The following is a 23848-nucleotide window of genomic DNA, read 5'->3' as shown; positions in this document are numbered from 1 at the left end:
CCAGTAAGCGCTCTACATCGCGGATAAAACGCTATTCCGCGGTTTTCAACACCACTTCTTCTTCCGACAAGGTTTTCACCACGCGACACGGATTCCCCACCGCAACGCTGTTGTCTGGAATGCTTTTGTTCACCACACTGCCCGCGCCAATCACGCAGTTCTTTCCGATCGTGACGCCGGGTAACACAATCACCCCGCCACCAATCCAGCTGTTCTCACCAATGGTGATCGGTAAACCGTACTCTTCCAAATTGCCCACGCGGCGCTGCACATCCAATGGGTGCGTTGCTGTCAATAACTGAACATTGTTCGCCATCATGACGTTGTCACCAATGGTCACGGGCGCAACATCCAAAATGGTGCAGCTAAAGTTCATGAACACGCCTTTACCCACGGTGATGTGCTGACCGTAATCACAATAAAAAGGCGGTTCGGCGTAAAGTGTTTCACAGGCATTCGGCAGTAAATCGCGCTTGGCGATTCTCCACTCATCAGTATCTGGCAAGCTTTGGTTAAAACGTCGCATCGCTTCACGGCAACGTGTTTTGTCAGCCACCAATTCCGGATCGCTTGCACGATATAGCTCGCCGCTTAGCATTTTTTGCTTTTCCGTTTTCATATTTATCCATTTTTTCGTCACACTGAATACGTCGCACATTACCCTAAGCTGGAGAATCAAAGTGGGATCAAGGTTCATAATCCTCTGTTTGTTAAGTGTATTATCAGGCTGCGTATCAACACCCCCGCCTTTCTATGGCGACCTACCCTCACAGCAGTGTGAAAAACAGCTTCAAACCTTCTATCAAGAGGTGACGAACACACACACATCCCTCTTGCCGTTTCACTATGATGTGCGCTTTCCCCACTTGGCATTTGATCGTTTCAGTGCCTCTCTGTCCACATCATTGACGACCCTAGAAGCAAAAAACCAATGGCTCGCCTATGTACATGGTTTAGGTGAAAAGCAACTGCACACAGCAATCGCGTGGCAAAACGACCTACCCGAAGCACGTCGCGAATCTCTCCAGCAATGCCAAGAACAATTGGCGCAATCAAGCATTGAGAGCTCGTTATTTTGGGCTCAAGTCGACGAAACGCCTGTTGTTATTCCATCCGCGTACCAACCGTGGAAGCGCGTATTCGGCCTCTACCCCATTGCGAGTCTGGTCGCGAAAGGCCAAATCGAAAAAGAACAGGCTCACATCCAAAGCGAATTCAAACGCCCCCTTGAGCATCCTTTTCACTATGGCCTGCCGATACCTGTCGAGAGTGCGCGCGACGATGCTGGCCTCGTCATTCAAGAAATGATGATAGAAGCGCGGGCAGAATCCGCGTTGAATTGGCCGATGTTATCTGAGCCAGAAGCAGAACAGTTACTGAAGCATTATGCGCCCGTCTTTACTGTTGAAACCTTGTCAAAGGCAGACTTGCCGGGAAGCCTTACGTTTGATGACAATGCCTCCCCTACCATCAACACAAGTACGCCCACGCTGTATCAAGACATCAGCTATACCCAGTTCAATGGCGACACTCTGATCCAACTCAATTACGTGCTGTGGTTTTCAGCAAGGCCCGCAGAAAGCACATTTGACCCCTATTCCGGCGCATTTGATGCAGTAAATATCCGAGTGACACTGGATAAACAGGGCACACCGTTGATCGTGGATTCCATTCACCAGTGTGGGTGTTTTCACATGGTGTATGCACTCAGCCCAACACTCTCCTTCCTCGAAAGCGAAAACGAGAAACCGATTCAACAGCACCTTGCAAAACCGCAGCCATCAGACCGTTTGCATGTATCGTTGTCCGGCGGCAAACACATGATCACCGATTTACATTTTACCAGTAACATTCCCGCTGCTATTGGCCTTAACACGCAACCACTGGATGCCTTGCTTATGTTGAAAGCATCAAACGGCAATGTCCTTAGCCCCTTCAACCAACATGGTGTTCTGGCAGAAAGCGCCCGAGGAGAGCGTTGGTTTTTATGGCCGTTTGGGGTAAGAAATCCGGGGGCAATGCGGCAACAAGGGCAACATGCCATCGCCTTTATTGGCGAACGCCATTTTGATGATGCAAAGATATTCGACGCGTTGCTGACCCAAAATGAACCACAAGAAAGTTCTTCAGAATAACGCGACCAACATACGGACTAAAACGAAAAAAGCGAGCCAATGGCTCGCTTTCAAATAAGGGTGTTAACCGTTAAACGATTAATGCACGTGGCCGTGCTCTAACTCTTCTGCCGTCGCGTCGCGAACTTCGCGCACAACGCCTTCAAAATGCAAAACCAAACCAGCAAGTGGGTGGTTGCCATCAATGGTCACGTCTTCACCTTCGATTTCAACGATAGTCACTTGAATGTTGCCCTGTGGACCTTGAGCGTTGAACACCATGCCAACTTCAAGTTCTTCAACACCTTGGAAGACACTCTTCTCAACGGTTTGAATCAGTGCTTCGTTACGATCACCGTAAGCATCTTCAGGGTGCACTTCCGCTTGGAATGCGTCACCTTCCGCTTTACCTACAAGGGCTTTTTCCAGACCAGGGATAATGTTGCCCGCGCCAGCAAGGTATGCGAGTGGCTCTTTACCTTCAGATGTATCGATTACCTGACCTGTTTCGTCCTTGACGGTGTAATCAATTTTTACGACTTTGTTTTCTTCAATCATCTTGCCATCCTTTATCGGCAGCGAATGTATATATCTGAACGACCTGACAGATACTGGTCATCCCTCTGCGGGAATACTTTGACTCTAACACAGCGACTTACTTGCAGCGTTTCAACAGCCTAATCTACGCCGATTGAATGAAAAAAACGTGAACTTGCGCGATTCAAGCGGTTAAATGTAAGGATATTCAGAAGTCTATGACGCCCTTCGAAACAAAGAGCGTCATTGAGGTATTGGCGTGTCAGCTTATCGCCATAACGCTTTGACGGGGTAATCAGGACGGAAACGATGTGCCACTTGCGCTTGCAGTAATTCTGCGGTTGCGACCGCATCTGTCAGCGCGTTGTGCCCTTGATAGAAAGGCAAGTTATAACGACGACGGCTGTCTGCAAGACGAATTGATGTCAGTGGTTTTTTCAACAACCAAGACCAGAATTTGTTGCTTGGTTTTCGGTAATACCATGATTCCACTTCCAAGGTATCAATCACAGGAAACAGCAACCCCTCACCAAGGCGTTGTTTCACGGCGGTATCTAAAAACTCGCGCTCAATGCGACGATAATGCACCACCACTATTTTACCTTCGAGGTGAGACAACACTTCTTCTAGCACACGTTGGAAATCGGGGGCATCGCTCACATCAGAATGCGTAATACCATGGAAACATACGGAATCTTCTTCCAACGGCTTACGCGGCTTAACGATCCAATGCTTAGCTTCTCGGCAATGGATACGCGACAAGGTAAACGGCACCAGGCCAATACTCACAATGTCGTTGTTCTGTGGATCGAGCCCTGTCGTTTCAAGATCCAGCGCCACAAACTGCACCTCAGACAGTGGCGTATCACCACTGACCACGCCAGCTTCATAGAAGCGTTCCAGCAACGGCACCTTCGCACGCTCTTTCAAGCGCTTGATAACGGTTGGCCAATCTGGGCCCGCCTGAACCAGCGGTGCCCCTTTGTTGGGTTCAAGAAATAGCACGGGTCACCTAATTACTGCGGCTGGGTTGATAACGGTATTTCAAAAACTTTTGCGCATTGCTGAGGATTTGGAATGCATCCTTCAGATTTCGACGCTCAAAGTCGGACAGATTTTCGGGTTCAATGTTGTTATCAGGCTCTTGCTCACCCGCCACATCCAAAGCTTGGTGACGAATGCGCACCGTGGAAATAAACTCCATTGCATCGCGTAAATCCGTCCCCCGTCCTTTCGGCAAAATACCCGCTTCAATGATGTCATCTAAACGTTCAAAGGAGTTTTGTGAACGTGAATCCACCGCCAACGCGTGAACACGAATCAAATCCGCCAACGGCGCGGTGCCGCGACGTTTCAGGTTCATCGAATTCTTATGACGGCCATCTTGTTCCAACACGAAGTCTTTAAAGAAACCCAATGGTGGCGTGCGGTTCAGCGCATTTCGCGCCATGCATGCAAGAAAACGATTATTACGACGTGCCCGACGTCCTACAAAGGCTTTAAGTTGTTCTGCCCAGTTGGTCGCACCGTACACACCATCCAAATCAAAGAAGATATTGCTGTTGAGCAAAGACTTGGGATTCGGCTGATCAATCCAATCCGCAAACGTGGCTTCCCACTCGGTACGGGTTTTACGCCATTCAGGGTTCGTCGCCATGATGTTACCGGTACAATAGCTGTAACCACAGCGTGCAAGGCCATCACTCACGAACTTCGCCAAGTCGGCAAAATACTGTTCGTGCTCTGCGGGGTTGTATTTGTCGTCCAAGATCATGGCATTGTCTTGGTCTGTCACGATCAGCTGCTCATCACGCGCCATCGAGCCCAACGCTAGGAAGCAATAGCCCACAGGTGGCGGGCCAAATTCTTCTTCGCCAAGCTCCAACAAACGTTGTTTAAAGCTGCGCCCAATCACCGCCATTGCAGAGCCAATCATGTGTGAGTTAGCGTCTTCTTGCACCATCCGCGAGAAACACGCAGGCACGTCTTTCGACAAGACTTCCAAATCTTCGATAGATTGCTGACGGAAAATACTGTTCACGATCACCAAGCTGCTCTGAGATTCGTAACGCACGATGTCAGAGAGCGCAATCACGCCAATGGGCTTTTGGTGGCGCAAGATCGGCAGATGATGCAGATTGTTTCGCAGCATCAGCAACATGGCTTCAAAGACATAGGCATTGTGATCAAGGGTGATCACTTGCGGCGTTAAGATCTCGGACACTTGGGTGTCATACGGCATGCCTTGGGCAAGAATGCGCGACCGTAAATCACGGTCGGTAAGAATGCCTAAAATACGCTGTTGTTCACGCTCGTCTTCTTCGATATCTATCGACATCACGAGCAACGAAGAAACCCCTTCTTCCGTCATGATTTGTGCGGCTTCCTGCGCGGTGGCTTCACATCCCACTGTCACAGGGTCACGCAAGATCAAATCCGTGACTTTCGATGTCGTCAGATCGTTGCTGTCTTTATGATTTTCAACGGCTTGGCGCAAACGAGAGCCATCTTCGATCTCCATGAAATCGCCGAAAGTTTCGTTGTTTTCACACAGATCGTCAAACAGATCCGCAGGAATAAAATAAACCAGACTGTCTTCAATGGCCTTTGCAGGGAAGCGAACACGACGGTTCATCATCAAGCCCCACTGACCGAAGATTCCCCCTTCCGTCAAACGGTTGAATAACTCCCCTTTTCGACGAAAGATCTCGACCGCGCCGCTGCGTACAACGCACAAATCATTCAGCGGCTCACCGTATTCAAAAATCTGCGTGCCTGCACGGTAATAAGAGATGTCAATTTGCTTGGCAATCGCATCTACCGTCTCCTCAACCATTTCATTAAAAGGCGCATACTGTTTGAGAAACGCTGCGATTTCTATTTGTTCCGCTTCCATTAATTCTCAATCTCAGTGTTAGAAAGCCGCTGTTAATCGACGGCAACATAGTTAAACAAAACCAACAAAATGGGGCAGGCACTTGGCCTGCCCCATTCTCTATAGCGTCAAGTACAAAGACCTGTTTCGCTACGTCTATGGTCACCTCTGTTTATGGTCACCTATGTCATTAATCTCTCGGTTCAGACATCAAACCTTTGATCAACGACACACAGGACACCAAAAGCACAATGGTGAATGGGAAGCCTGTCGAGACAGCCATTGCTTGCAGGGCAACCAATCCGCCCCCCATCAGCAATACAATCGCGACCAATCCTTCGAACGTACACCAGAATACACGCTGTGGTACGGGTGCATCTACTTTACCGCCCGCAGAAATCGTATCGATAACCAAAGAACCGGAGTCAGATGAGGTCACAAAGAACACCACCACCAACACGATACCAATGAACGACGTAATTTGAGCAAACGGCAGTGCATCCAGCATTGCGAACAATTGCAGTGGCAATGCCGCTTCTGTGACAGCCGTATAGCCATCATTCACCACTTGGTCGATCGCTGTACCACCAAAGGCGGTCATCCAAAGCACACACGCCGCTGATGGAATAAGCAATACGCAGATGATGAACTCACGCACGGTACGACCACGCGATACACGGGCGATAAACATGCCGACAAACGGCGACCAAGATATCCACCACGCCCAATAGAAGGCTGTCCAGCCTTGGGTAAAGTTGACATCTTCCCGCCCAAAGGGCATTGCCAACGCGGGGAGATTCTGAAGATACGCACCAAGGTTGCTGAAAAAGCCCGTCATGATGGCAATTGTCGGCCCAGCCACAATCACAAACAGTAACAACAAGATGGCCAGCATCATGTTGATTTCAGACAGACGTTTTACACCCGCGTCCAAACCAGCAACCACGGAAACCAACGCTAACATGGTGATTAACACCACCAGAATAATTTCAGTCGTCGTACCCAATGGGGTACCAAAGAGGAAGTTAAGACCGGATGCAGCTTGCGAAGCACCAAAGCCCAACGACGTAGCCAAACCAAACAAGGTTGCCACAACCGCCAGGATGTCGATCACGTGACCAACCCAGCCCCAAACGCGCTCACCAAACAATGGGTAGAACACTGAACGCATGGTCAAGGGCAGACCCTTGTTAAACGAAAACAGCGCCAAGCCTAAGGCCAATACCGCGTAGATTGCCCATGGGTGCAAGCCCCAGTGGTAAATCGTCGCAGCCATACCAAGCTTGCGCGCTTCTTCTGCGTTGCCAGCTGCTGCACCTAACGGCGCCCAGTCTGTGCGCACGCCATTTTCAACAGCAGTACCGCCAAAAGAGGATGCATAATGGGAGAGCGGTTCTGATACGCCATAGAACATAAGACCGATGCCCATCCCTGCTGCGAACAGCATGGAGAACCAGCCAGCGTAGGTGTAGTCAGGCGTTGCCTCTGTGCCACCTAAACGGACTTTACCCAGAGGGCTTACGATCAGGAACAAACACACCGCGACAAAAATATCGCCAGCAGAGAGGAAGAACCAATCTAGATTTGATGTTAACCAGCCACGCATTTCACCAAACATCGGGGCGACATCTTCTTGAAAAGCGAGGGTGACAAACACAAACAGGGTAATGAAGAGCCCTGAAATCAAGAAAACACGGTTATGGATATCGAGTCCGAACGGACCAATTTTAAGCGCAATATTATCTTGTCCGACCTGGTAGTCGGTATCAATCGGGTTGACCTCACCATCAGGTTTCATCAACTCTTCGTGACTTTTATCGCTCACAGTAAACTCCTTTGTCCGTTTTGCGAGTTAAGCAAGTCAATGTCGTTCAATAGGCTTTATGCCGTGACCCTGTTGCGAATACGTGCACACTTTTCGCGCGATATATTCGAGACGATGTCGATAAATATCGTATCAACAAGAAGCAGATTGAACGCTCACTGACCAACTAAACACTGTAACACATCCTTAGAGTTCAATGCTTCAATAGTGAGAGATTGATCGACTTTGATTCTAGCTTTCGCTACATTTCCAGTGAATATTGCTCTTTTTTTACCCAATAAGCACCGCGACGCCTGACCACAACCATTGAACTCTAAATACTAGGTAGTCCATAGAGCATCCTATGCGTTAGCACATTTAGAAGTTGCGTGTATGCGTCCGCATCGATCCAATTTAAGCCAAGGAGCCAGTCAAGTTATGCACCCAAACTCTCTTCTCTGTTCACATTTTCTTGCGGTCAGAAAAAGGCAGTGCAAAAAATCCGATACGAAAAATGAAAAATAAAGACGGAAAGAAAAAAGAGGAAAAAAACCGGGCGACAAGCACCCGGATTTTTATGTTTCATTACGCACGTGGTTCAGACATCAAGCCTTTTACCAGTGAGAACGCACAGAGAAGCAGTACGATACAGAATGGCAGACCCGTTGATACCACCATCGCTTGAAGTGCAGATAAACCGCCGCCCAGCAAGAGTGAAATCGCCACCAAACCAACAAACGTACACCAGAAGATGCGTTGTGGGATCGGGGCATCCACTTTACCGCCCGCAGAAATCGTATCGATAACCAGCGAACCTGAATCCGAAGACGTCACGAAGAAAATCACCACCAGCACGATACCCAGCAGCGAGGTAATGCTCGACAACGGCAAACCATCTAGCATGGTGAACAATTGCAGTGGCAGTGCAGCATCAACCACGCCACGGTAACCGTCGTTCAATTGCTCAATCGCGGTAGTACCAAAAGTGGTCATCCAAATCACGCAGACGGACGTTGGAATCAACAACACACAGACGATGAACTCACGCACGGTACGACCACGCGAAACACGCGCGATAAACATACCTACGAACGGAGACCAAGACATCCACCACGCCCAGTAAAACGCAGTCCAGCCTTGTGAGTAATTCGCATCTTGGCGATCAAACGGCATAGACAGTGCAGGCAGGTTCTCGAAGTACGCCACCATGTTGGTGAAGATACTGCTGAAAATGGCCATCGTTGGGCCCACAGCAATCACGAACAACATCAGCAAGGTCGCCAGACCCATATTGATTTCAGACAAGCGTTTAACGCCAGAGTCCAAACCTGCGACAACAGAACTCAACGCCAAACCCGTGATACCAATGATCAAGATGATTTGTGTTGGCGTGCCATTAGGAATGCCAAACAAGAAGTTCAAACCCGCTGCAGCCTGAGACGCACCGAAACCTAATGACGTCGCCAAACCAAACAAGGTAGCGACAACGGCAGTGATGTCGATGATGTGACCTGGCCAGCCCCAAATGCGTTCACCAAACAACGGGTAGAACACAGAGCGCATAGTCAGTGGCAAGCCTTTGTTAAACGAGAACAGTGCCAAAGACAACGCAAGCAGCGCGTAGATCGCCCATGGGTGAAGACCCCAGTGGAAAATCGTGGCAGCCATACCCAAATCTTTCGCCGCTTCTGTGCTTCCTAACGCAGCACCCAATGGTGCCCAGTCGGTGCGCACGCCATCAACCACATTCACACCGCCTAGCGAGGCAGCATAGTGGGACAAAGGCTCAGAAACGCCATAGAACATCAAACCGATACCCATGCCAGCGGCAAACAGCATTGAGAACCAGCCTACGTAGGTGTAGTCAGGTTTCGCTTCTGTACCACCAAGGCGAACTCGGCCCAAAGGCGTCACGATTAAGACAAGGCAGAGCAACACAAACACGTTACCTGCAGAAATGAAGAACCAATCCATTTGCGAAGTCAGCGTGTTACGCATCTCGCTAAATACAGGTCCTACTGAGTTTCGGAACAGCAAAGTAACCGCAACAAACAGCGCGATTAAGGAACCCGAAACCACAAACACTCGGTTATGAATGTCTAGGCCAAATGGGCCGATCTTCAATGCAATGTTATCTTGACCCACTTGGTAGTCGGTATCGATAGGGGTCACTGCACCATCCGGCGCCATCAACTCGTCATGGCTTTTATCACTCACAACTAAACTCCATTTTTGTATTTTTGCTATTGCAGAGAAAAGCACACTCTCGTGCTTTCTTTGGACCAGAAACTATGACGCTTCATATTTGCTACGTAAAATGAAACTAAATGCTTATTAGCATCAAACTTTTTCATCAAAGTCAGCTACAAAACGTTCACAGTCAATGGGATGGCGCATTCTGCGCATCTCAGCCGTTTACTTCTTTGATCTCAATCGGTTCACCCCGAGAAATCCACGAATTCACGTTCAAGTGCACAAAAAAACGCCGTGATAAACGGCGTTTTGGGGAGCGCGAGAAAACGGGATATTGCCCATTCTTCGCTCATCAAAAAGAGCAATTACGACTGAGTAGACGGTTTGAATACAATACGTTCGTCTTCTTCACCCGCTTTCATGTCGTTGTAACGATCAAGGTCAAGCGCACCTTCACTCTTCGCCACAATACAGGTCACGGCACAGTCACCAGTGATGTTCACGGCGGTGCGAATCATGTCCAACAGACGGTCGACACCCATGATCAGTGCGATACCTTCAAGCGGCAGACCCACTTGGTTCAATACCATCGCCAACATCACCAAGCCAACGCCCGGCACACCCGCAGTACCGACAGACGCCAGTGTCGCGGTCAAAATTACCGTCACGTAATCGGCTAAAGACAAATCCACGTTGAAAGCTTGCGCGATAAACACGGTCGCCACACCCTGCATCATCGCCGTACCGTCCATGTTGATGGTTGCACCTAGTGGGATCGTGAACGAGGCAATCTTGTTATCTGCCCCCATGCGACGCGTAGTGGTTTCCATTGACACAGGAATGGTTGCGTTTGAAGACGCCGTCGAGAAGGCGAACATGATGGCATCTTCCATCTTCTTCAAGAAGGTAATTGGGCTTAGGCCACTGAACACTTTCAACAAGGTGGTGTATGTGACCAAAGCGTGCAAAATCAGCGCACTGCTTAGCACCAAGAAGTATTCAGCCAAACTTAAAATGGCAGAGAGACCCAGTGACGTGAACAGCTTTGCCATCAAACAGAACACACCGTAAGGCGCTAGGTTCATCAACAGCGCCACCAGCTTCAAGATCACTTCATTCAGATCACGGAAGAAAGCCGCCACACGCTCACCCGGTTTACCCGATGCACTGATCGCGATGCCGAACAATAAGGCGAAAATAATGATTTGTAGTGTGTTGCCTTCAGCCATAGAACTGATTGGGTTTGTTGGGAACATGCCAACAATGACTTCACCCAACGACGGCGCTTCAGCGGCTTGGAAACTTGATGCTGCGGAAAGGTCAGCCCCTTTGCCCGGACCAACCAATAGCGCCAAGCTCATCGCGAATGTGATCGCCAACGCCGTGGTGCCCAAGTAGAAAGTCAGGGTTTTGCCACCCAAACGGCCAAGGGTCGCGATGTCTTTCAGTGCGCTGGTACCACAAACCAACGAAACAAACACCAATGGCACAACCAGCATCTTCAAACTGGCAACAAAAATCTGGCCACCAACATCGAATAATCCATTGACGATGTAGCTATTTACGAAGCCTTCATCAGCAAACAGAAAGCGAATCGCAAACCCGGTAACAATACCCATTACCATGCCCACAAGAACGCGAGTCGTTAAGGACATCTTTTTTGTTTCCGTATTCATCCCAGAATACTCCTCTCTAAAATTTACTTTCTTGTCACAATATTTTGCCAAGAGAGTAGCAGTGTCTTTGCATATAGCATGAAGTCCTTTTTTGGGTCTCGATCACCTTTTTTGCGCCACGTCACACATCCGGCAGGGGCGAGCAACACATTGAAAACAAAGAAATAACAATAAGTGCGTAAGTCTGTGTGTTTTTTAATCTCGCTGAATGTTCAGAGATTTAGACACGTCATCAGCCCCCTGCCTAGCGGTCACACAAGAGCAAAGCATCAGCATGAAGATAACGTAAAAAGGAAGAGGCACTCGTCGCCAGTGAAAGAGACAACAATGGTGGCGAGCATGGTGATGGTGGCGAGCAACACTGAAGACGGGCGAGCGAGAGAAGTGAGCATTTGGACAAAAAAAGAGAGAGGTCCCCCTCTCTCTGGATAATCAATCGACGGCCAAATCGGGGCGTGACGCCCATCCAAAAGGACGATTCAGAAAAGACTATTCGAAAAGGAAAAAGTAGCTGTACGCTGCAATGAGTGCGGGCACTGTTGAATACAGCGTTGCCATCATCGCCGCTTTGGGTGCGAGCGCAATGGCGGGAAATAGCGCATCACCATCATTCGAGATCGCGTTTCCGACTTGCGCAGACATCGGCACTGCACCACTGATGTACAAGCTGGTCACTAAGATTTGAGGGCCACACCCCGGCAATAGCCCAACCGCGACACCCATGAACGGCATCAATGCGCCCCATCCGCCAAAGACGTTTGACAGTTCAATGTCTAGCCCCAATATCGTCAATTCAAATGCAAGGAAAGCAGCAATCACCCACACCGTCACAAAGTTAGTGTCTTGCGCAACACGCTGGAACAAGTGCGATTGACGGCATTTTGGATCTTCACCCACCACTGATTCGTAGGTATTCACTTCCCGTTGCAACGACCAAAACGTCACGGTAATCACCGCCAATGCCGCCCCTAGCATTTCGGATGTCCCTGCTGGTAAGCGAAACACACTATCCGTATCCAATTGAAATGATCCGAGCAGCGCCATCACCATGGCAGGTAAAACAAGCCACTGCCAAAACCGACCTTGGGCATTAATAAACCCGTGTCCAGATAGCGCTGCCTCTGATTCATCACTGGAATCTAGGTGTTTGCTGCGTGCGACGTTTGGACGAAGAAAATCACGCCCATGGATACGATCAACAACCACACCTGATATCAGGCCAACCACAAAGCCCAACCCCACCATCATAAAACCGTCCATGGGGCGGGTCGCGAGCAACAAGAATGCCGCATCTCCCATGGTGGCAGTTAACACAGCAACGACGGCACCAAAACTCAAGTTACCGCGAACATATTGGGTAATCACCACAATCGCGCCGCCGCACCCAGGGAGCGCCCCCATAAATGCGGCGAACAATACTTGCAGCGAGCTCCGCGTTGAGAGTTGCTTCGTCCATGTCCCTTGTCGGTCAAATTTGTCGGTTAAATAGTGAAACAGCGCTAAGGTCGCCGCCACATACGCGGCAACTTGCCAAAAAGCATCAGACAACACACTCAAACTTAATGCACGGGTAGGCGCCGCCATCAGCAAAGCCATCAAAACCGCAGGAAATACCAAGCGACGATTTTTTAGCGTCCAGTCTTGCTGTTTTACAATGGGCAAAAGATATTTAGAGACAAGTGTTGTCATTCTTGGCCTTAACCTTTAAATCTTAATGAGAATGATTATCAATATAATTTAAAAGTTAGAAATTGCAACTTTGTTTTTGATGGATTGCTCGATCTTGAGGTGCGAGATGCGAGATGCGAGATGCGAGATGCGAGATGCGAGATGCGAGAAAGCGTGGCGTGCTGAGAAAAGAAAGCAAAGACAAAAACGCCCCATTGAGCATCGTGCTCTCAACAGGGCAATCTATAGTGGGTTGATCAATTTACTTGTAAGCACCCGCCGCGTAATGCAGTTCATAGCTGTGGCTATAAATTTCTAGGATATTGCCGAACGGGTCTTCCATGTAGATCATGCGGTAAGGCTTTTCACCTGGGTAGTAATAACGTGGCGCTTTCATGCGCTTCTTACCGCCAGCCGCCACAATTTTCTCCGCCAATTCTTCAACATTCGGGTCTTGCACACAGAAGTGGAACACCCCTGTTTTCCAGTATTCGAAGTTATCTTTCGGGTTTTCTTGATTCTTAAATTGGAAAAGCTCGACGCCGATACGGTCACCTGTTGAAAGGTGCGCAATGCGGAATGATTCCCAGCCAGATCCAAAAACATCGGTACACATTTCGCCAATCGCAGAGTCGTCTTCAACGATCTCAGTCGGCTCCATGATGAGATACCAACCAAGTACTTCCGTGTAAAATTTCACGGCCGCTTCAAGATCCGGTACGGAAATACCAATGTGTGAAAAAGTACGTGGGTAAGGCATTTGCATGTGAGTGTCCTCTCTTCTTATTGAATGCACTCAGTCTACTTACCCCATTCCCGGCTTTAAAATTATGGTTTATTCTTATATCGATAATTTTAATTTATGGTGAAACATGCTGAACCCAAAATGGCTCAATACGTTTGAAACCTTGGCGGAGACGAGCAGCTTTACACAAACGGCTGAGCGTCTTTTTATGACACAACCTGGGGTCAGTCAGCACATTAAGAAATTGGAAGCCGAATTAGGTGAAGTGCTGATCTATCGAGAAGGCAAACAATTTGAGCTGACCCAAGCCGGCATGATGTTGATGGCATTTGTAGCAGAGCAAAAACAGCAGCAAGATGATTTCCTAGCTCGACTAAAAGCGGACAGTCCTCATCAAGGCAGCATTCGTATTGCTTGTTCTGGCACCATGGCTATGACACTTTATCCACTCTTGCTTGCACATCAAAAGCAGCATCCTGATTTGTCGATTCACCTCGAGGCCGCACCTGCTGAACGTATTCGTCATTACCTCATGGAAAACCTTATCGATATTGGGATCAGCACCCAACGCATTGATCATCCGTCCATTTTGGAAAACCCTCTGGGAGAGGAAGACCTCAGTATTGTCGTGCCTGTTACCGCAAACATCGAAAGCAATGACTACGCAGGCTTGATTGCACTGGGCTATATCAATCATCCGGATGGACAGCATTATGCTGACTTGGTGTTTACCGCCAATTTCGCCGCACAATACCGTGGTTTGGAGTCGATGAAAATCAGCGGTTATGTAAACCAACTCGCGCAGATTTTATTGCCTGTCTCCAAAGGACTCGGGTTCACTGTTCTCCCCACCGGTGTCATTGATGGCTTCTCAGCACCGAAAGCGCTTGCCTGTTTTGCGCTAGAAAAACCCATATCGCAGACCGTCTATTTGGCGCAAAAACGCCATCGCGCATTGCCACAACGTTACGAGCCCGTTATCGCACTCATTGAACAGGCGATGCACTAGCGCTTCTCAACCAAAAAAACGCCCTGATGTTTCCATCAGGGCGGCTTGGTGTATCACTCAACATATACGCATATTCGTAACGCGCATCCACGCGTCCTTGCGCACTAATAGTCCGTAAAGACGCGCACAAAAAGCGAATTACACGCGGAAGAACGACAGTTCTTGTTTTTGGCTTTCTGCCAGCTCAGACAACTCTTGGCTGGCCTGTGCGCTCTGGCTGATACCGGTAACATTTTGCGTCACGATGCTCGACATGTTGGTGATATTGCGGTGAATATCCTGCGTGACAGCGGACTGTTGTTCCGCTGCCGTCGCCACCAAGGTGTTCATGTCTGTAATTTGTGCCACTGAGCGTGTAATACCATTTAGCGCTTCATTCGCTTGTTGGCTCAACTCTTGTGTACGCGCCAACACATCCATGCAAGTGCCCATGCTATCGCCCGCTTGCGCAGCTTGATGCTGAAGACCTTCGATGATTTGTTGAATTTCTTTGGTCGACGCTTCAGTGCGCGCAGCCAGCATACGAACTTCGTCTGCAACTACCGCAAAACCACGACCAGAATGACCGGCACGCGCCGCTTCAATCGCCGCATTCAGCGCCAACAAGTTAGTCTGCTCAGAAATACCACGGATCACTTCAACCACGTGGCTAATGCGAACAGATTGCTCGCGCAGCGTCGTAACGACGGTTGCCGTGTTCTCAATGGATTCCGCCATTTGCACCGCGGCTTGAGAGCTTTGCTCGAAAATCGACAGCCCTTGAGACGCCAGTTCATCAGTTTGACGCGCAGCATGATCGGCATTCACCGCGTTATCAGACACATTGTCAGCCGTGCTCGATAGCTCAGTGACCGCAGAGGCTACTTGTTCAATTTCGCCTTGCTCTTGCTGTGCATTCACGCTCGATTGCGTCATAACCGCCGCCAACTCTGTTGATGCAGCAGCCACTTCATCGCTGATACTGAACAACGTCGTGACAGTACGACGCAGTTGGTCAACGGTCTGGTTCGTATCACGTCCCAAGCGCGCTAACTCATTGGTGCCTTCATCTGATGCTTTTGCATTCAAGTCGCCTTGCGACAACTTACGCATCACATGTTGTAATTCAGACAGTGGTTTCACGATAACACCAGACAACCACCAGCCAATGATCATCGCGACCAACATTGCCATCATCAGCACAGAACCCGTGGTGATCACCATGTTCTCGCTGTTTTCATCCGACATTTCGAGGTCGTTTTCCACCAACGGATTGATGAATGCAGACATATCACTCACGGCTTTCATCATGTCTGCGCCCATCACGCGATATTCACTGACCATGGCTTGATAGCTTTTATCATCCACCTGCGCGTTAAAGTACGCTTCAATGGTTGGTTGCGCTTTTACGTTGGTGTAACGCGTGTAATCGCTGATGCTGCGTTCAAGGTCTTGCGACACTTGGCGAAGCTGATCTGAGTGACCCATGTTGCGTAATGTGGTCAATGCCTCATTCGCTAAATCCGCCACGTTGCGATCCATGTTTTTCGCACGATCAGCATCGTAAATGCCGTAAATCGCTTCGACACGCATAGCCCAAGCGAGGTCCGCGAGTTTTGCAATCGCATCTTTATCTTTGACAACCTGACGGGCTGTTTGGCTTGTTGCAACCAACGAAGCTTCCACTTCACTTTTTGCAAAAATTAAAACCGCAGAGACACTCAGTACTAAAAGGAGGATCGGGATCAGAATCTGATGCCGAATAGAAATATTGTTAAGTGACATTTGTTTAATCTTCCCGCGAACCACTCATTAAAAATCGAGCGCATTATGCGACCTAGATCACCCAATTCCAATAGGGAGAATACGTTTATTTGGATTTATTTTGAACAGCATGTTCGATCGTCAAATGCATGGCTACAGTGTCAAAAAAACCTTGCTGTTCGCATGCTTAGATTCATCGACATTGCATTCCCTAAAACCAACCCTGAAAAGGTATTTTCAGCAAACAAACCCAACTAAAAACATCTAACAAACCAGACATATACAACGCTTTCTCCGAGTGCCACCGCTGTTTTAGCCACGTTCAAGAACCCATTTCATGCACTAAAATCGATCGCGAGCGCATTAGGTTGATGAATATTTGAGCAAGCAACGCTGGGGCTTAAACAAAAGACAGTGCGTTTGTTATTTGAGCATAAAAAAAGCGCCTCCAATGGGCGCTTTTTTTATGAAAAATGTCGCGTCAATTTATCCGAAATCGCGCACGGCTTGTTCAGTGAACGCATCAACAAGTGAGTTAATGTCTTCGTGTTTTTCGTTCCCAGACAACCACACCATGAAGAGCTCGTTTTCCATCGCTGGACTGTCTTCCACGAGGTACAGTTTACCCGCATCAATCCAAGGCTGAGCGATGGTGGATGGCAAGTAACCGACACCACCACGGTTAAGCAAAAACTTGGTCGCAGGTTGGCAGCCGTGGCTATGCAGCACAGGCGTTCTTTGCAACGAAGGGATGCGGCTGTGCTCCACTGAAAAACGTGTGCCCCAATCAAGGTAAACCAGCGGCAAGGCGCCAATGGTTTCCATGGTTTGTTCTGGCTCGCTTGAAACCAACACCAAGTTGAAATCTGTCAAACGGACTTGCTGTAAGTCTGCCAATTTTGGCGGCTCGCTGGTCAACACCACATCGACTTGTTTCTCAAGCAATGCATTGGAGATTTGCTGACGGCTTAGAGACTCCGTACGCAACGCCCATTCCGGCTGAATCGCTTCAACTTGCTCTAGCCATTCGCTGCTGTTGTCGATTTCCCAAATCAGCGAGGTCGCACCAACCGTCAATTGCTGCTGGTAGCTGTCCGTCAGCGCCACATCCTGGCGCGCGCGTCCCCACGTTTGGAGAATGCTTTCTGCATACGGTACAAAGCGCTCACCCGCGGCTGTCAGGCGTAAATCGCCACGTTTACGGGTAAAGACGGGCGTACCGAGTTTGATCTCAAGCTGACGGATACGAAAACTCACCGCAGATTGGGTTAAATACAAGTTTGTCGCAGCTCGGCCAAAATGACGAGTCTTGTTCACTTCTAAAAATGTGCGCAGTAAATCTGTATCCATCTCAGCTCTAAAACCATAAAAAATATTAAGATGCGTTATCGGGCAAAAAGCCGATGCGGTCAAGGGTTAACGACACAATTTTACATGGGTATGCGCCCTAACGGTGCCTTTGGGTTTAATTTGTTCACCCAATGCTAACCGTTAACACCGACGTTCCAGCATTGCCGCCCTTTCGTGGCATAAAAATGCCCAGACAGACTGGGCATTTTTATGCTGCGTGAGAATACGCTATTTATGCGCTTTGTGTCGGCGATGGAAACGAGTTTTATCGTGTCGTTCTTGCTCTTGTTGATGTTGATGTTGAATCTTATGCCGAGAAGCACTCAACCGTGCCAATGCATGCACACCATGACCCAAACACCAGCCAAGAATGAAATATCCCCAATGACCGACCCACATCCCCATCACCGCAGAAGCAGCAAACAGAAAGACTGACAGCAAAACAACATTGAGCATTTTCGCTAAGCGCCAGTTCGCTTTGTAACTTCGACCCCATAGGACAAACACGCTCAAATTAATGAAGGTTACCTGCCTCGCATACAGCCGCTCTAAGTAAAACGCGAGCCAAGCGCCCCAAGCGCCACCCATCAGAAAATCACTCCATACATCCAACATCTTGCCTCCTTATTCGTATTGAGGCTGGTTTATGGTTTCCGTTTTGTATTTCAACGGTGCTTTATCTTTCAACGGCATTGTTCGTGTGAAACTAGCTGTTCCCGTGAAACCTAGATATTCACGTGCAACCTAGCTGCTTTCGTGAACCGTTACTCTGGTGGATAGTTACTCTGGTCGTCAGTTGCTTTTAGAAAAGTGTAAGACGCGATGCCTTGGACACGTGTTCGATCAAAGAGACTCAAGAAGGGTTCCTGAGCACCGAAACCTCTCTTCAATAGCCCTCAGTCAATCGACAGTGACGCACCGTTTAGCATTAATTCCCCACAAGATCGGGGACTTGAGACAACGGAGGGATAGGAATAACAACCTGTCTGCTCTAAGATGCCAAGACAGTCGTTGGAATTTGAAACCATTTAAAAATACCCAGACAAACTTTACATGCAGGAAGCGCTGCATTTTTAATGTGTGTGGGGAACATGAACATCGCCGAGATAGTGCAATAGACCCTCATGAGGTCACGCTGTCCGGTAAACAGGAGTATCGCGTGCGCATATCTGCCCCAATCGTTGAATCATTAGACACCATATTGCCAGATGAACCTTTACTAATGATGGGTGCAGGCCCTGTGCCGATTCCAGCCAAAGTGGCCGCCGCCAATGGCATCGTGATCAATCACCTTGGTGAAACCATGTCACGTATTATCGAGCAGGTAAAAGCCATGTCTCGCTACGTGTTTCAAACCGACTCGACACACATTATGGGCGTTGCAGGCCCAGGCTCCGCTGCCATGGAAATGGCCGTAGCCAACTTAGTCGCCCCTGGCGATGCAGTGTTATCGGTCAGTAATGGGTTCTTCAGTGGTCGCCTTGCTGAAATGTCTGACCGTGTCGGCGGCAATGTAACGCGCCTTCTCGTCGAAGAAGGATTAGCCGCAGATCCCAACACCGTGGCACGCGCCATAGCCAAGCACCAACCCAAAGTCCTGACCATCGTACAAGGTGAGACATCGAATACCGTCTATAACCACGACTTGCCCGCGATTTGTCGTGCAGCGAAAGCGGCAAATTGTCTCGTCATCGTTGATGCGGTGTGCACACTCAGCACCATGCCATTAGACATGGATGAATGGGGCGTTGATGCAGTGATTACGGGCGGTCAGAAAGGATTAAGTTGTATCCCCGGCGTTTCACTGGTGGCCTTCTCAGATAACGCGTGGGAAAAAATCACCACCCGAGAAGACACCCTCCGCCACTGGTGCTTGGACGCCAAACTTGCCGATAAATTCTGGTACCAAAGCTCTTACCATTACACCGCGCCAGTATCCGGCATCATGGCGATTCACGAAGCATTGCGTCTGATCTGCGAAGAAACGCTACAAGCGCGCTTTGACCGCCACTTGAAATGCTCATTGGCACTTCAAGCAGGCATTGAAGGTTTGGGGCTAGACCTCTGTGTTGATACAGCATCACGATTGAATTCCGTCGTCGGTATTCATGTACCAAAAGGGTTGAATCAGAAAGACATATTGAGCCACATTTCCCGTGAGTTTCGCGTTGAAATTTCGGGCTCATTTGGCCTAGACATTATTCGTATTGGGCAAATGGGCGAACAATGTCGCGTGCATAACATATTCCGAACCATTCATGCATTAGGCTCGACAATACAAGCGCTTGACGGTCAGGCAAACCTACCTAGAGGTGTCGCCATGCTAGAGAAAACCTTGCAGGAATATCGCCCCGTGTTTGCATAACAATGACACCAGTAAACAAGACTAAAAACGGCAGCCACGAAGGGCTGCCGTTTTTGATTGAATTTGTTTCAATAGCGTTTGTTTTGTCAGCATTGGGCGAACATTTAACCAACACTTTCTCGAACGCTTAATCGTAGATCTCGCCGCGATCCAGCACCACTTTCCCATGCTCCATCAATACAGTGAACACATGGCTTGGAGACGTTTCTACTTCCTGCGAGCACAACCTTAGGTACTCGCCGTCTTGCTCATAAGCATGGTCCACCGTGATGCGGTGAATCTGATTCCGGGTTAAATATCGTGAGATGTTAGCCATCGCATTTTTCACCTCCACAGAGGCTTCCGCATCGCAGCCCAAAAAGTACAAGCTAAAACTGCGTGAAAGCATCATGAATGACATGTCTATTGATTCATCAGAAAACTCAGTAATGTTGCGACCTGACTGATCCAAAGCGCGTGTCTTGTTGCTGAAGAGCGACATGTTGTATTCATTGATATAAACCACGAGGTCTTTGTCGTCGCTGGTAAACCTTGCAGCTTGGCGCTGCAGCATGACTAACGCCCCTTCTTCCCCCCCCCAATAAGGGGAACGGCTGTAGCCTGATGACACAACTCGGCTATCCAACCCAAGGTCAGCACCGATTGCAGACAAGAAATCATGCACCGACAACGTGATGTTGTCTTTTTCGTTTTTCAGCAGCGTAATGAATTTGGATTCAAGGAAGACTTTGGGATGGGCTAAGTCAGGAAAAAAGTGCTTTCGAACATCAACCTTCAATGACACTCTTCGGCGAGCCTCTCCCACCAAAAAATGAAACTTCATCTTTCGCGTAAACGGGTTGTAGCTGGGTTTTTTGAAGGAATTGAAGCGCACTTTTTCACGCACGCACATCAGATAAAGACGTGCTTCGCCCAACACATCTTCAATGTGGTGTTTCAAGTTATCACGGTAATCGACAACGTATTGGCTGAGCTGTTCACTTTCTGCGGAAAATTTAGCATCCACAAGAATATCGCACCAAAACATATCAGTGCCAATAAGTTCTACATGCCAATGTCGATTGACTGCAGTGACGGTCTTTCGCAGCTTCGCTTCCAATCTCTAAATCTCAGATACCATTTCAAGGATTTGCAGTTAAAAGAGTAGCTTAATTTGAGAAAATCGCGGTGTGGAAGGCCAGTGAGTAACAAGAAATTAGGGGCGAATCAACAAAACGCTTACTGGGTTACATCAAACAATCGATAGGTGATGAAGGTCGCGCAAGGATGCATTGGGAAACCCAATACCACGATCCTGTGCTGTTGGTGAACGGGGGGAACTTAAAGAGGTAGCAAATCGTTGCAGCGGTGAAGGCGTTTACTTGAATGGGAGGAAACGCCCTGGGCTTACTTTTTCGAACGTGATTTAAAGGTTTTAATCGCGTTGTCTTCACGGGTTTGTTGGAACCAAAATCGTTTTCGACCTGTTGAACGTGACATATTCTTCCTTACTGTTTCTGATCAGCATAAAACCAAGCTAGGCGCTGAGTTCTCATCGTGAGCATTGCACGGCAACGTCATGATTTTCATTGTTATTTATAGAAATATAGCTGAGAAATATGTAACTGGAAGACAAATATGGAAAAGAGATATTTGGGGAGTTAATAATTTTTGCTAGAAGACGATAAAAATAATGGGGATGTCGCTGATGGAATGGGTAAAACTAAAGCGAGTTACGAGGAGTGAAACGCTAGATAAAAAAGAGGCGTAAGTAGCAAGCTACCTACGCCGCCTTTCGAAATTACAGAGCTACTACGTTAGCAGCTTGTGGGCCTTTTTGGCCTTGCTCAACTTCGAAAGATACTTTTTGGCCTTCAGCCAAAGTTTTGAAGCCTTCAGAAGCGATAGCACGGAAGTGAACGAATACGTCAGCACCGCCGTTGTCTTGAGTAATGAAACCGAAACCTTTCTCTTCGTTGAACCACTTAACGATACCAGTAGTCTTAGACATAATGTGTCCCTTAATATTTAGTTGATAATAAATTTTCGCGATAATGCGAGGCACTGGCGCTTGAATTATTGAATGTGACGATGAAGCTAAGGGAAACACTAAGGATAACCACGGTTACGAAGAAATCTTGAGGTTTTACTTTGGCTTGAAGTTCCATTAATAAATCTGAACATACAGAGCGAGGCGAATAATACCGTAGCCGAGAGATTAGTAAAGGGTTATTTTCACTTTTTCACTCTAACTGGACGGATCGTGACCTACTACTTATTTCATTAGTCCCGATTGGTGCTTTTTTAATCAATAAGGTATGGCAATCTGTACCAGAGATAAGATGGTTCAATAAATTTTTTCGTAGGCATAGACAGCGAGCCGTCACATTGCAACGTACAAGCGTTTATGGGATGGAGATCTCATTTACGACCTGCCCACGTTTTTAAAGGCGTTCAGACACTTTCTCAAGGTGCACGACACCATCAATAACGCTGACATCATCAATGAGAATATGGCGCATTTTTCGAAGGAAATTCGACCAAGCACAGGGCGATTTTTCGTGGTCACGGTGCCCAAAAAATTAACACCGCCACACTGAGTGTTGGACAACATCAGGGCAGCGGTTGAAAGAGGTATTAAACGATTTACAGCGCGTTGATTTTCTCAAGCAAACCATCTGGCCATTGCTTGGCGTAATCAGACTCTAAATAGGCCGCTTGAACCGTGCTTTGGAATGCGTCCAAATCGGGCTCATACACGTTCATTCCCTTATCGATAAAGAACTGCGCCAGTTTTGCTTCTAACGTAAGTTGCTTTTGACGCGCTGATTCAGCCGCATCGTCAGCCGCCTTTTGAACAATCACTTGCTGGTCGACTGTCAGCCTATCAAACACCTTTTTAGAGATAGCGATGTAGTTCAAGTCGACCAAGTGCCCTGTCAGCACGATTTGATTGGTGACTTCATAGAACTTCGCATCTTTACTGGTTGGTAATGGGTTATCTTGACCATCCACAGTGCCGGTTTGCAAACCCGTATACACCTCTGCAAATGCCATGGGGGTAGGGCTCGCACCCAAAGCACGCCCAAGGAATTGCCATGCGTCACTGCCCGGCATGCGTAATTTCACCCCTTTCAAATCCGCAGGTGTTTTCACCTCTTGCTCCGTCCGCAGGTTCAGATGACGTCGCCCAAGGTACATCACACTCAACAGCTTCACGTCCAATAAGGCTTCGACTTTTTCTTTTAATGGCGCCATAAAATCGGCAGCAAACACCCGCTGCTGATGTTCCGCATCACGGTGAACATAACCTGCGGAGAAAATTGAAAACTCAGGAATGAACTCTGCCAATTCCTGAGCAGAAGTGATCGTCATGTCTAGGTTGCCACGCGCAATGGCTTCCAGATCCGTCCCCTGCTTGAACAAAGAACTGTTCCAATGTCCTTCAAAATCAGCAAATGGCGCGACCGCCTCACCAAACACTGCCGTCATCGCTACCGCACGTTGATCGGTAGCAGACGCCGGCGCAGACATTCTGAGCTTGATGTCAGCCGCTGTCGCGAGGCTAGACGCCCCTATAACCAGTGCAGCAGCCACACCTATTAGGCAGCGTTTAACATGACGTTTTGATAAAGGTTCTTTTACTTCCATTTTCATTGACCCTGTCTGATGGCTTTCAATTCCGCGCAATCCGATCACGCTATCCCTAATACTCCTATCAATAATGCTAGGTCACACGACAACACAATGCCTCAAATGACTCACATTTTATTTGACCGATTTGGTTAAC

The 23848-nt window shown here is 48.4% G+C and carries 18 protein-coding genes; 3 read left to right on the top strand and 15 right to left on the bottom strand.

The window, feature by feature from the left end:
• Positions 1 to 31: 31 nt before the first annotated feature.
• Positions 32 to 619, bottom strand: a complete 588-nt coding sequence (locus BCT27_RS01645) for a sugar O-acetyltransferase (protein WP_102394851.1) — start codon at positions 617 to 619, stop codon at positions 32 to 34.
• A gap of 88 nt (positions 620 to 707) precedes the next feature.
• On the opposite strand from BCT27_RS01645, the gene BCT27_RS01640 reads away from it, so the two are divergent.
• On the top strand, positions 708 to 2135 hold the full coding sequence (locus BCT27_RS01640; protein WP_241908485.1) for a hypothetical protein: 1428 nt from the start codon (positions 708 to 710) through the stop codon (positions 2133 to 2135).
• A gap of 78 nt (positions 2136 to 2213) precedes the next feature.
• Here the strand turns inward: BCT27_RS01640 and BCT27_RS01635 are convergent, their stop codons facing one another.
• From BCT27_RS01635 to BCT27_RS01595, 8 genes are all read right to left on the bottom strand, one after another.
• Entirely contained in the window at positions 2214 to 2672 is a 459-nt protein-coding gene (locus BCT27_RS01635; protein ID WP_017018053.1) for an FKBP-type peptidyl-prolyl cis-trans isomerase, read from the bottom strand.
• Between the two features lie 246 nt (positions 2673 to 2918).
• Positions 2919 to 3656, bottom strand: coding sequence for a 3'-5' exonuclease (locus tag BCT27_RS01630; RefSeq protein WP_102319621.1), 738 nt, complete (start codon positions 3654 to 3656; stop codon positions 2919 to 2921).
• A 7-nt stretch (positions 3657 to 3663) separates the two neighbouring features.
• On the bottom strand, positions 3664 to 5547 hold the full coding sequence (locus BCT27_RS01625; protein ID WP_102394849.1) for a DUF294 nucleotidyltransferase-like domain-containing protein: 1884 nt from the start codon (positions 5545 to 5547) through the stop codon (positions 3664 to 3666).
• 169 nt (positions 5548 to 5716) lie between these two features.
• Positions 5717 to 7324 carry a BCCT family transporter gene (locus BCT27_RS01620; RefSeq protein ID WP_422385955.1) on the bottom strand — a complete coding sequence of 536 codons (1608 nt, stop codon included), beginning with the start codon at positions 7322 to 7324 and terminating at the stop codon, positions 5717 to 5719.
• A 591-nt stretch (positions 7325 to 7915) separates the two neighbouring features.
• Positions 7916 to 9547, bottom strand: coding sequence for a BCCT family transporter (locus tag BCT27_RS01615; RefSeq protein WP_102391059.1), 1632 nt, complete (start codon positions 9545 to 9547; stop codon positions 7916 to 7918).
• 341 nt (positions 9548 to 9888) lie between these two features.
• Entirely contained in the window at positions 9889 to 11199 is a 1311-nt protein-coding gene (locus BCT27_RS01605) for a dicarboxylate/amino acid:cation symporter (protein WP_017012058.1), read from the bottom strand.
• Between the two features lie 489 nt (positions 11200 to 11688).
• Positions 11689 to 12888, bottom strand: coding sequence for a putative manganese transporter (locus BCT27_RS01600; protein WP_102394848.1), 1200 nt, complete (start codon positions 12886 to 12888; stop codon positions 11689 to 11691).
• Between the two features lie 241 nt (positions 12889 to 13129).
• Positions 13130 to 13633, bottom strand: a complete 504-nt coding sequence (locus tag BCT27_RS01595) for a lactoylglutathione lyase family protein (RefSeq protein ID WP_017012056.1) — start codon at positions 13631 to 13633, stop codon at positions 13130 to 13132.
• Positions 13634 to 13739: 106 nt separating this feature from the next.
• On the opposite strand from BCT27_RS01595, the gene BCT27_RS01590 reads away from it, so the two are divergent.
• Positions 13740 to 14621, top strand: coding sequence for a LysR family transcriptional regulator (locus BCT27_RS01590; RefSeq protein WP_102394847.1), 882 nt, complete (start codon positions 13740 to 13742; stop codon positions 14619 to 14621).
• A 138-nt stretch (positions 14622 to 14759) separates the two neighbouring features.
• On the opposite strand, the gene BCT27_RS01585 is transcribed toward BCT27_RS01590, so the two are convergent.
• The 3 genes from BCT27_RS01585 to BCT27_RS01575 all read right to left on the bottom strand — a co-directional run bounded on the left by BCT27_RS01585 (position 14760) and on the right by BCT27_RS01575 (position 18329).
• Complete coding sequence (locus BCT27_RS01585; protein ID WP_102391062.1) at positions 14760 to 16385, bottom strand: methyl-accepting chemotaxis protein; 1626 nt, start codon at positions 16383 to 16385, stop codon at positions 14760 to 14762.
• A 465-nt stretch (positions 16386 to 16850) separates the two neighbouring features.
• Positions 16851 to 17714: a LysR family transcriptional regulator gene (locus tag BCT27_RS01580; protein ID WP_102394846.1), complete on the bottom strand. Its 864-nt coding sequence runs from the start codon at positions 17712 to 17714 to the stop codon at positions 16851 to 16853.
• Between the two features lie 228 nt (positions 17715 to 17942).
• Positions 17943 to 18329 (bottom strand): hypothetical protein, encoded by a 387-nt coding sequence (locus BCT27_RS01575; RefSeq protein ID WP_102394845.1) that lies wholly within the window; start codon positions 18327 to 18329, stop codon positions 17943 to 17945.
• A 544-nt stretch (positions 18330 to 18873) separates the two neighbouring features.
• Between BCT27_RS01575 and BCT27_RS01570 the strand changes: the two genes are divergently transcribed.
• Positions 18874 to 20079 (top strand): pyridoxal-phosphate-dependent aminotransferase family protein, encoded by a 1206-nt coding sequence (locus BCT27_RS01570; RefSeq protein WP_102394844.1) that lies wholly within the window; start codon positions 18874 to 18876, stop codon positions 20077 to 20079.
• A gap of 127 nt (positions 20080 to 20206) precedes the next feature.
• Here the strand turns inward: BCT27_RS01570 and BCT27_RS01565 are convergent, their stop codons facing one another.
• The 3 genes from BCT27_RS01565 to BCT27_RS01550 all read right to left on the bottom strand — a co-directional run bounded on the left by BCT27_RS01565 (position 20207) and on the right by BCT27_RS01550 (position 23709).
• Positions 20207 to 21178 (bottom strand): hypothetical protein, encoded by a 972-nt coding sequence (locus tag BCT27_RS01565; RefSeq protein ID WP_102394843.1) that lies wholly within the window; start codon positions 21176 to 21178, stop codon positions 20207 to 20209.
• A gap of 681 nt (positions 21179 to 21859) precedes the next feature.
• Entirely contained in the window at positions 21860 to 22069 is a 210-nt protein-coding gene (gene cspE, locus BCT27_RS01560) for a transcription antiterminator/RNA stability regulator CspE (RefSeq protein ID WP_005423776.1), read from the bottom strand.
• A 635-nt stretch (positions 22070 to 22704) separates the two neighbouring features.
• A complete protein-coding gene (locus tag BCT27_RS01550; RefSeq protein WP_102394842.1) occupies positions 22705 to 23709 on the bottom strand; it encodes a sialic acid TRAP transporter substrate-binding protein SiaP in 1005 nt (334 codons plus the stop codon).
• Between the last annotated feature and the right edge of the window lie 139 nt (positions 23710 to 23848).

Origin of the sequence: Enterovibrio norvegicus (assembly GCF_002876705.1) — a bacterium.
Lineage (GTDB): Bacteria > Pseudomonadota > Gammaproteobacteria > Enterobacterales > Vibrionaceae > Enterovibrio > Enterovibrio norvegicus_B.
This window is presented reverse-complemented; position numbering and strand designations above follow the sequence as displayed.

What these genes read in the sequence shown, in the direction of transcription:
- BCT27_RS01645 (WP_102394851.1), bottom strand. Translation starts at nt 619, where the DNA reads ATGAAAACGGAAAAGCAAAAAATGCTAAGCGGCGAGCTATATCGTGCA.
- BCT27_RS01635 (WP_017018053.1), bottom strand. Translation starts at nt 2,672, where the DNA reads ATGATTGAAGAAAACAAAGTCGTAAAAATTGATTACACCGTCAAGGAC.
- BCT27_RS01625 (WP_102394849.1), bottom strand. Translation starts at nt 5,547, where the DNA reads ATGGAAGCGGAACAAATAGAAATCGCAGCGTTTCTCAAACAGTATGCG.
- BCT27_RS01620 (WP_422385955.1), bottom strand. Translation starts at nt 7,324, where the DNA reads ATGAAACCTGATGGTGAGGTCAACCCGATTGATACCGACTACCAGGTC.
- BCT27_RS01605 (WP_017012058.1), bottom strand. Translation starts at nt 11,199, where the DNA reads ATGAATACGGAAACAAAAAAGATGTCCTTAACGACTCGCGTTCTTGTG.
- BCT27_RS01600 (WP_102394848.1), bottom strand. Translation starts at nt 12,888, where the DNA reads ATGACAACACTTGTCTCTAAATATCTTTTGCCCATTGTAAAACAGCAA.
- BCT27_RS01595 (WP_017012056.1), bottom strand. Translation starts at nt 13,633, where the DNA reads ATGCAAATGCCTTACCCACGTACTTTTTCACACATTGGTATTTCCGTA.
- BCT27_RS01590 (WP_102394847.1), top strand. Translation starts at nt 13,740, where the DNA reads ATGCTGAACCCAAAATGGCTCAATACGTTTGAAACCTTGGCGGAGACG.
- BCT27_RS01585 (WP_102391062.1), bottom strand. Translation starts at nt 16,385, where the DNA reads ATGTCACTTAACAATATTTCTATTCGGCATCAGATTCTGATCCCGATC.
- BCT27_RS01580 (WP_102394846.1), bottom strand. Translation starts at nt 17,714, where the DNA reads ATGGATACAGATTTACTGCGCACATTTTTAGAAGTGAACAAGACTCGT.
- BCT27_RS01575 (WP_102394845.1), bottom strand. Translation starts at nt 18,329, where the DNA reads ATGTTGGATGTATGGAGTGATTTTCTGATGGGTGGCGCTTGGGGCGCT.
- cspE (WP_005423776.1), bottom strand. Translation starts at nt 22,069, where the DNA reads ATGTCTAAGACTACTGGTATCGTTAAGTGGTTCAACGAAGAGAAAGGT.
- BCT27_RS01550 (WP_102394842.1), bottom strand. Translation starts at nt 23,709, where the DNA reads ATGGAAGTAAAAGAACCTTTATCAAAACGTCATGTTAAACGCTGCCTA.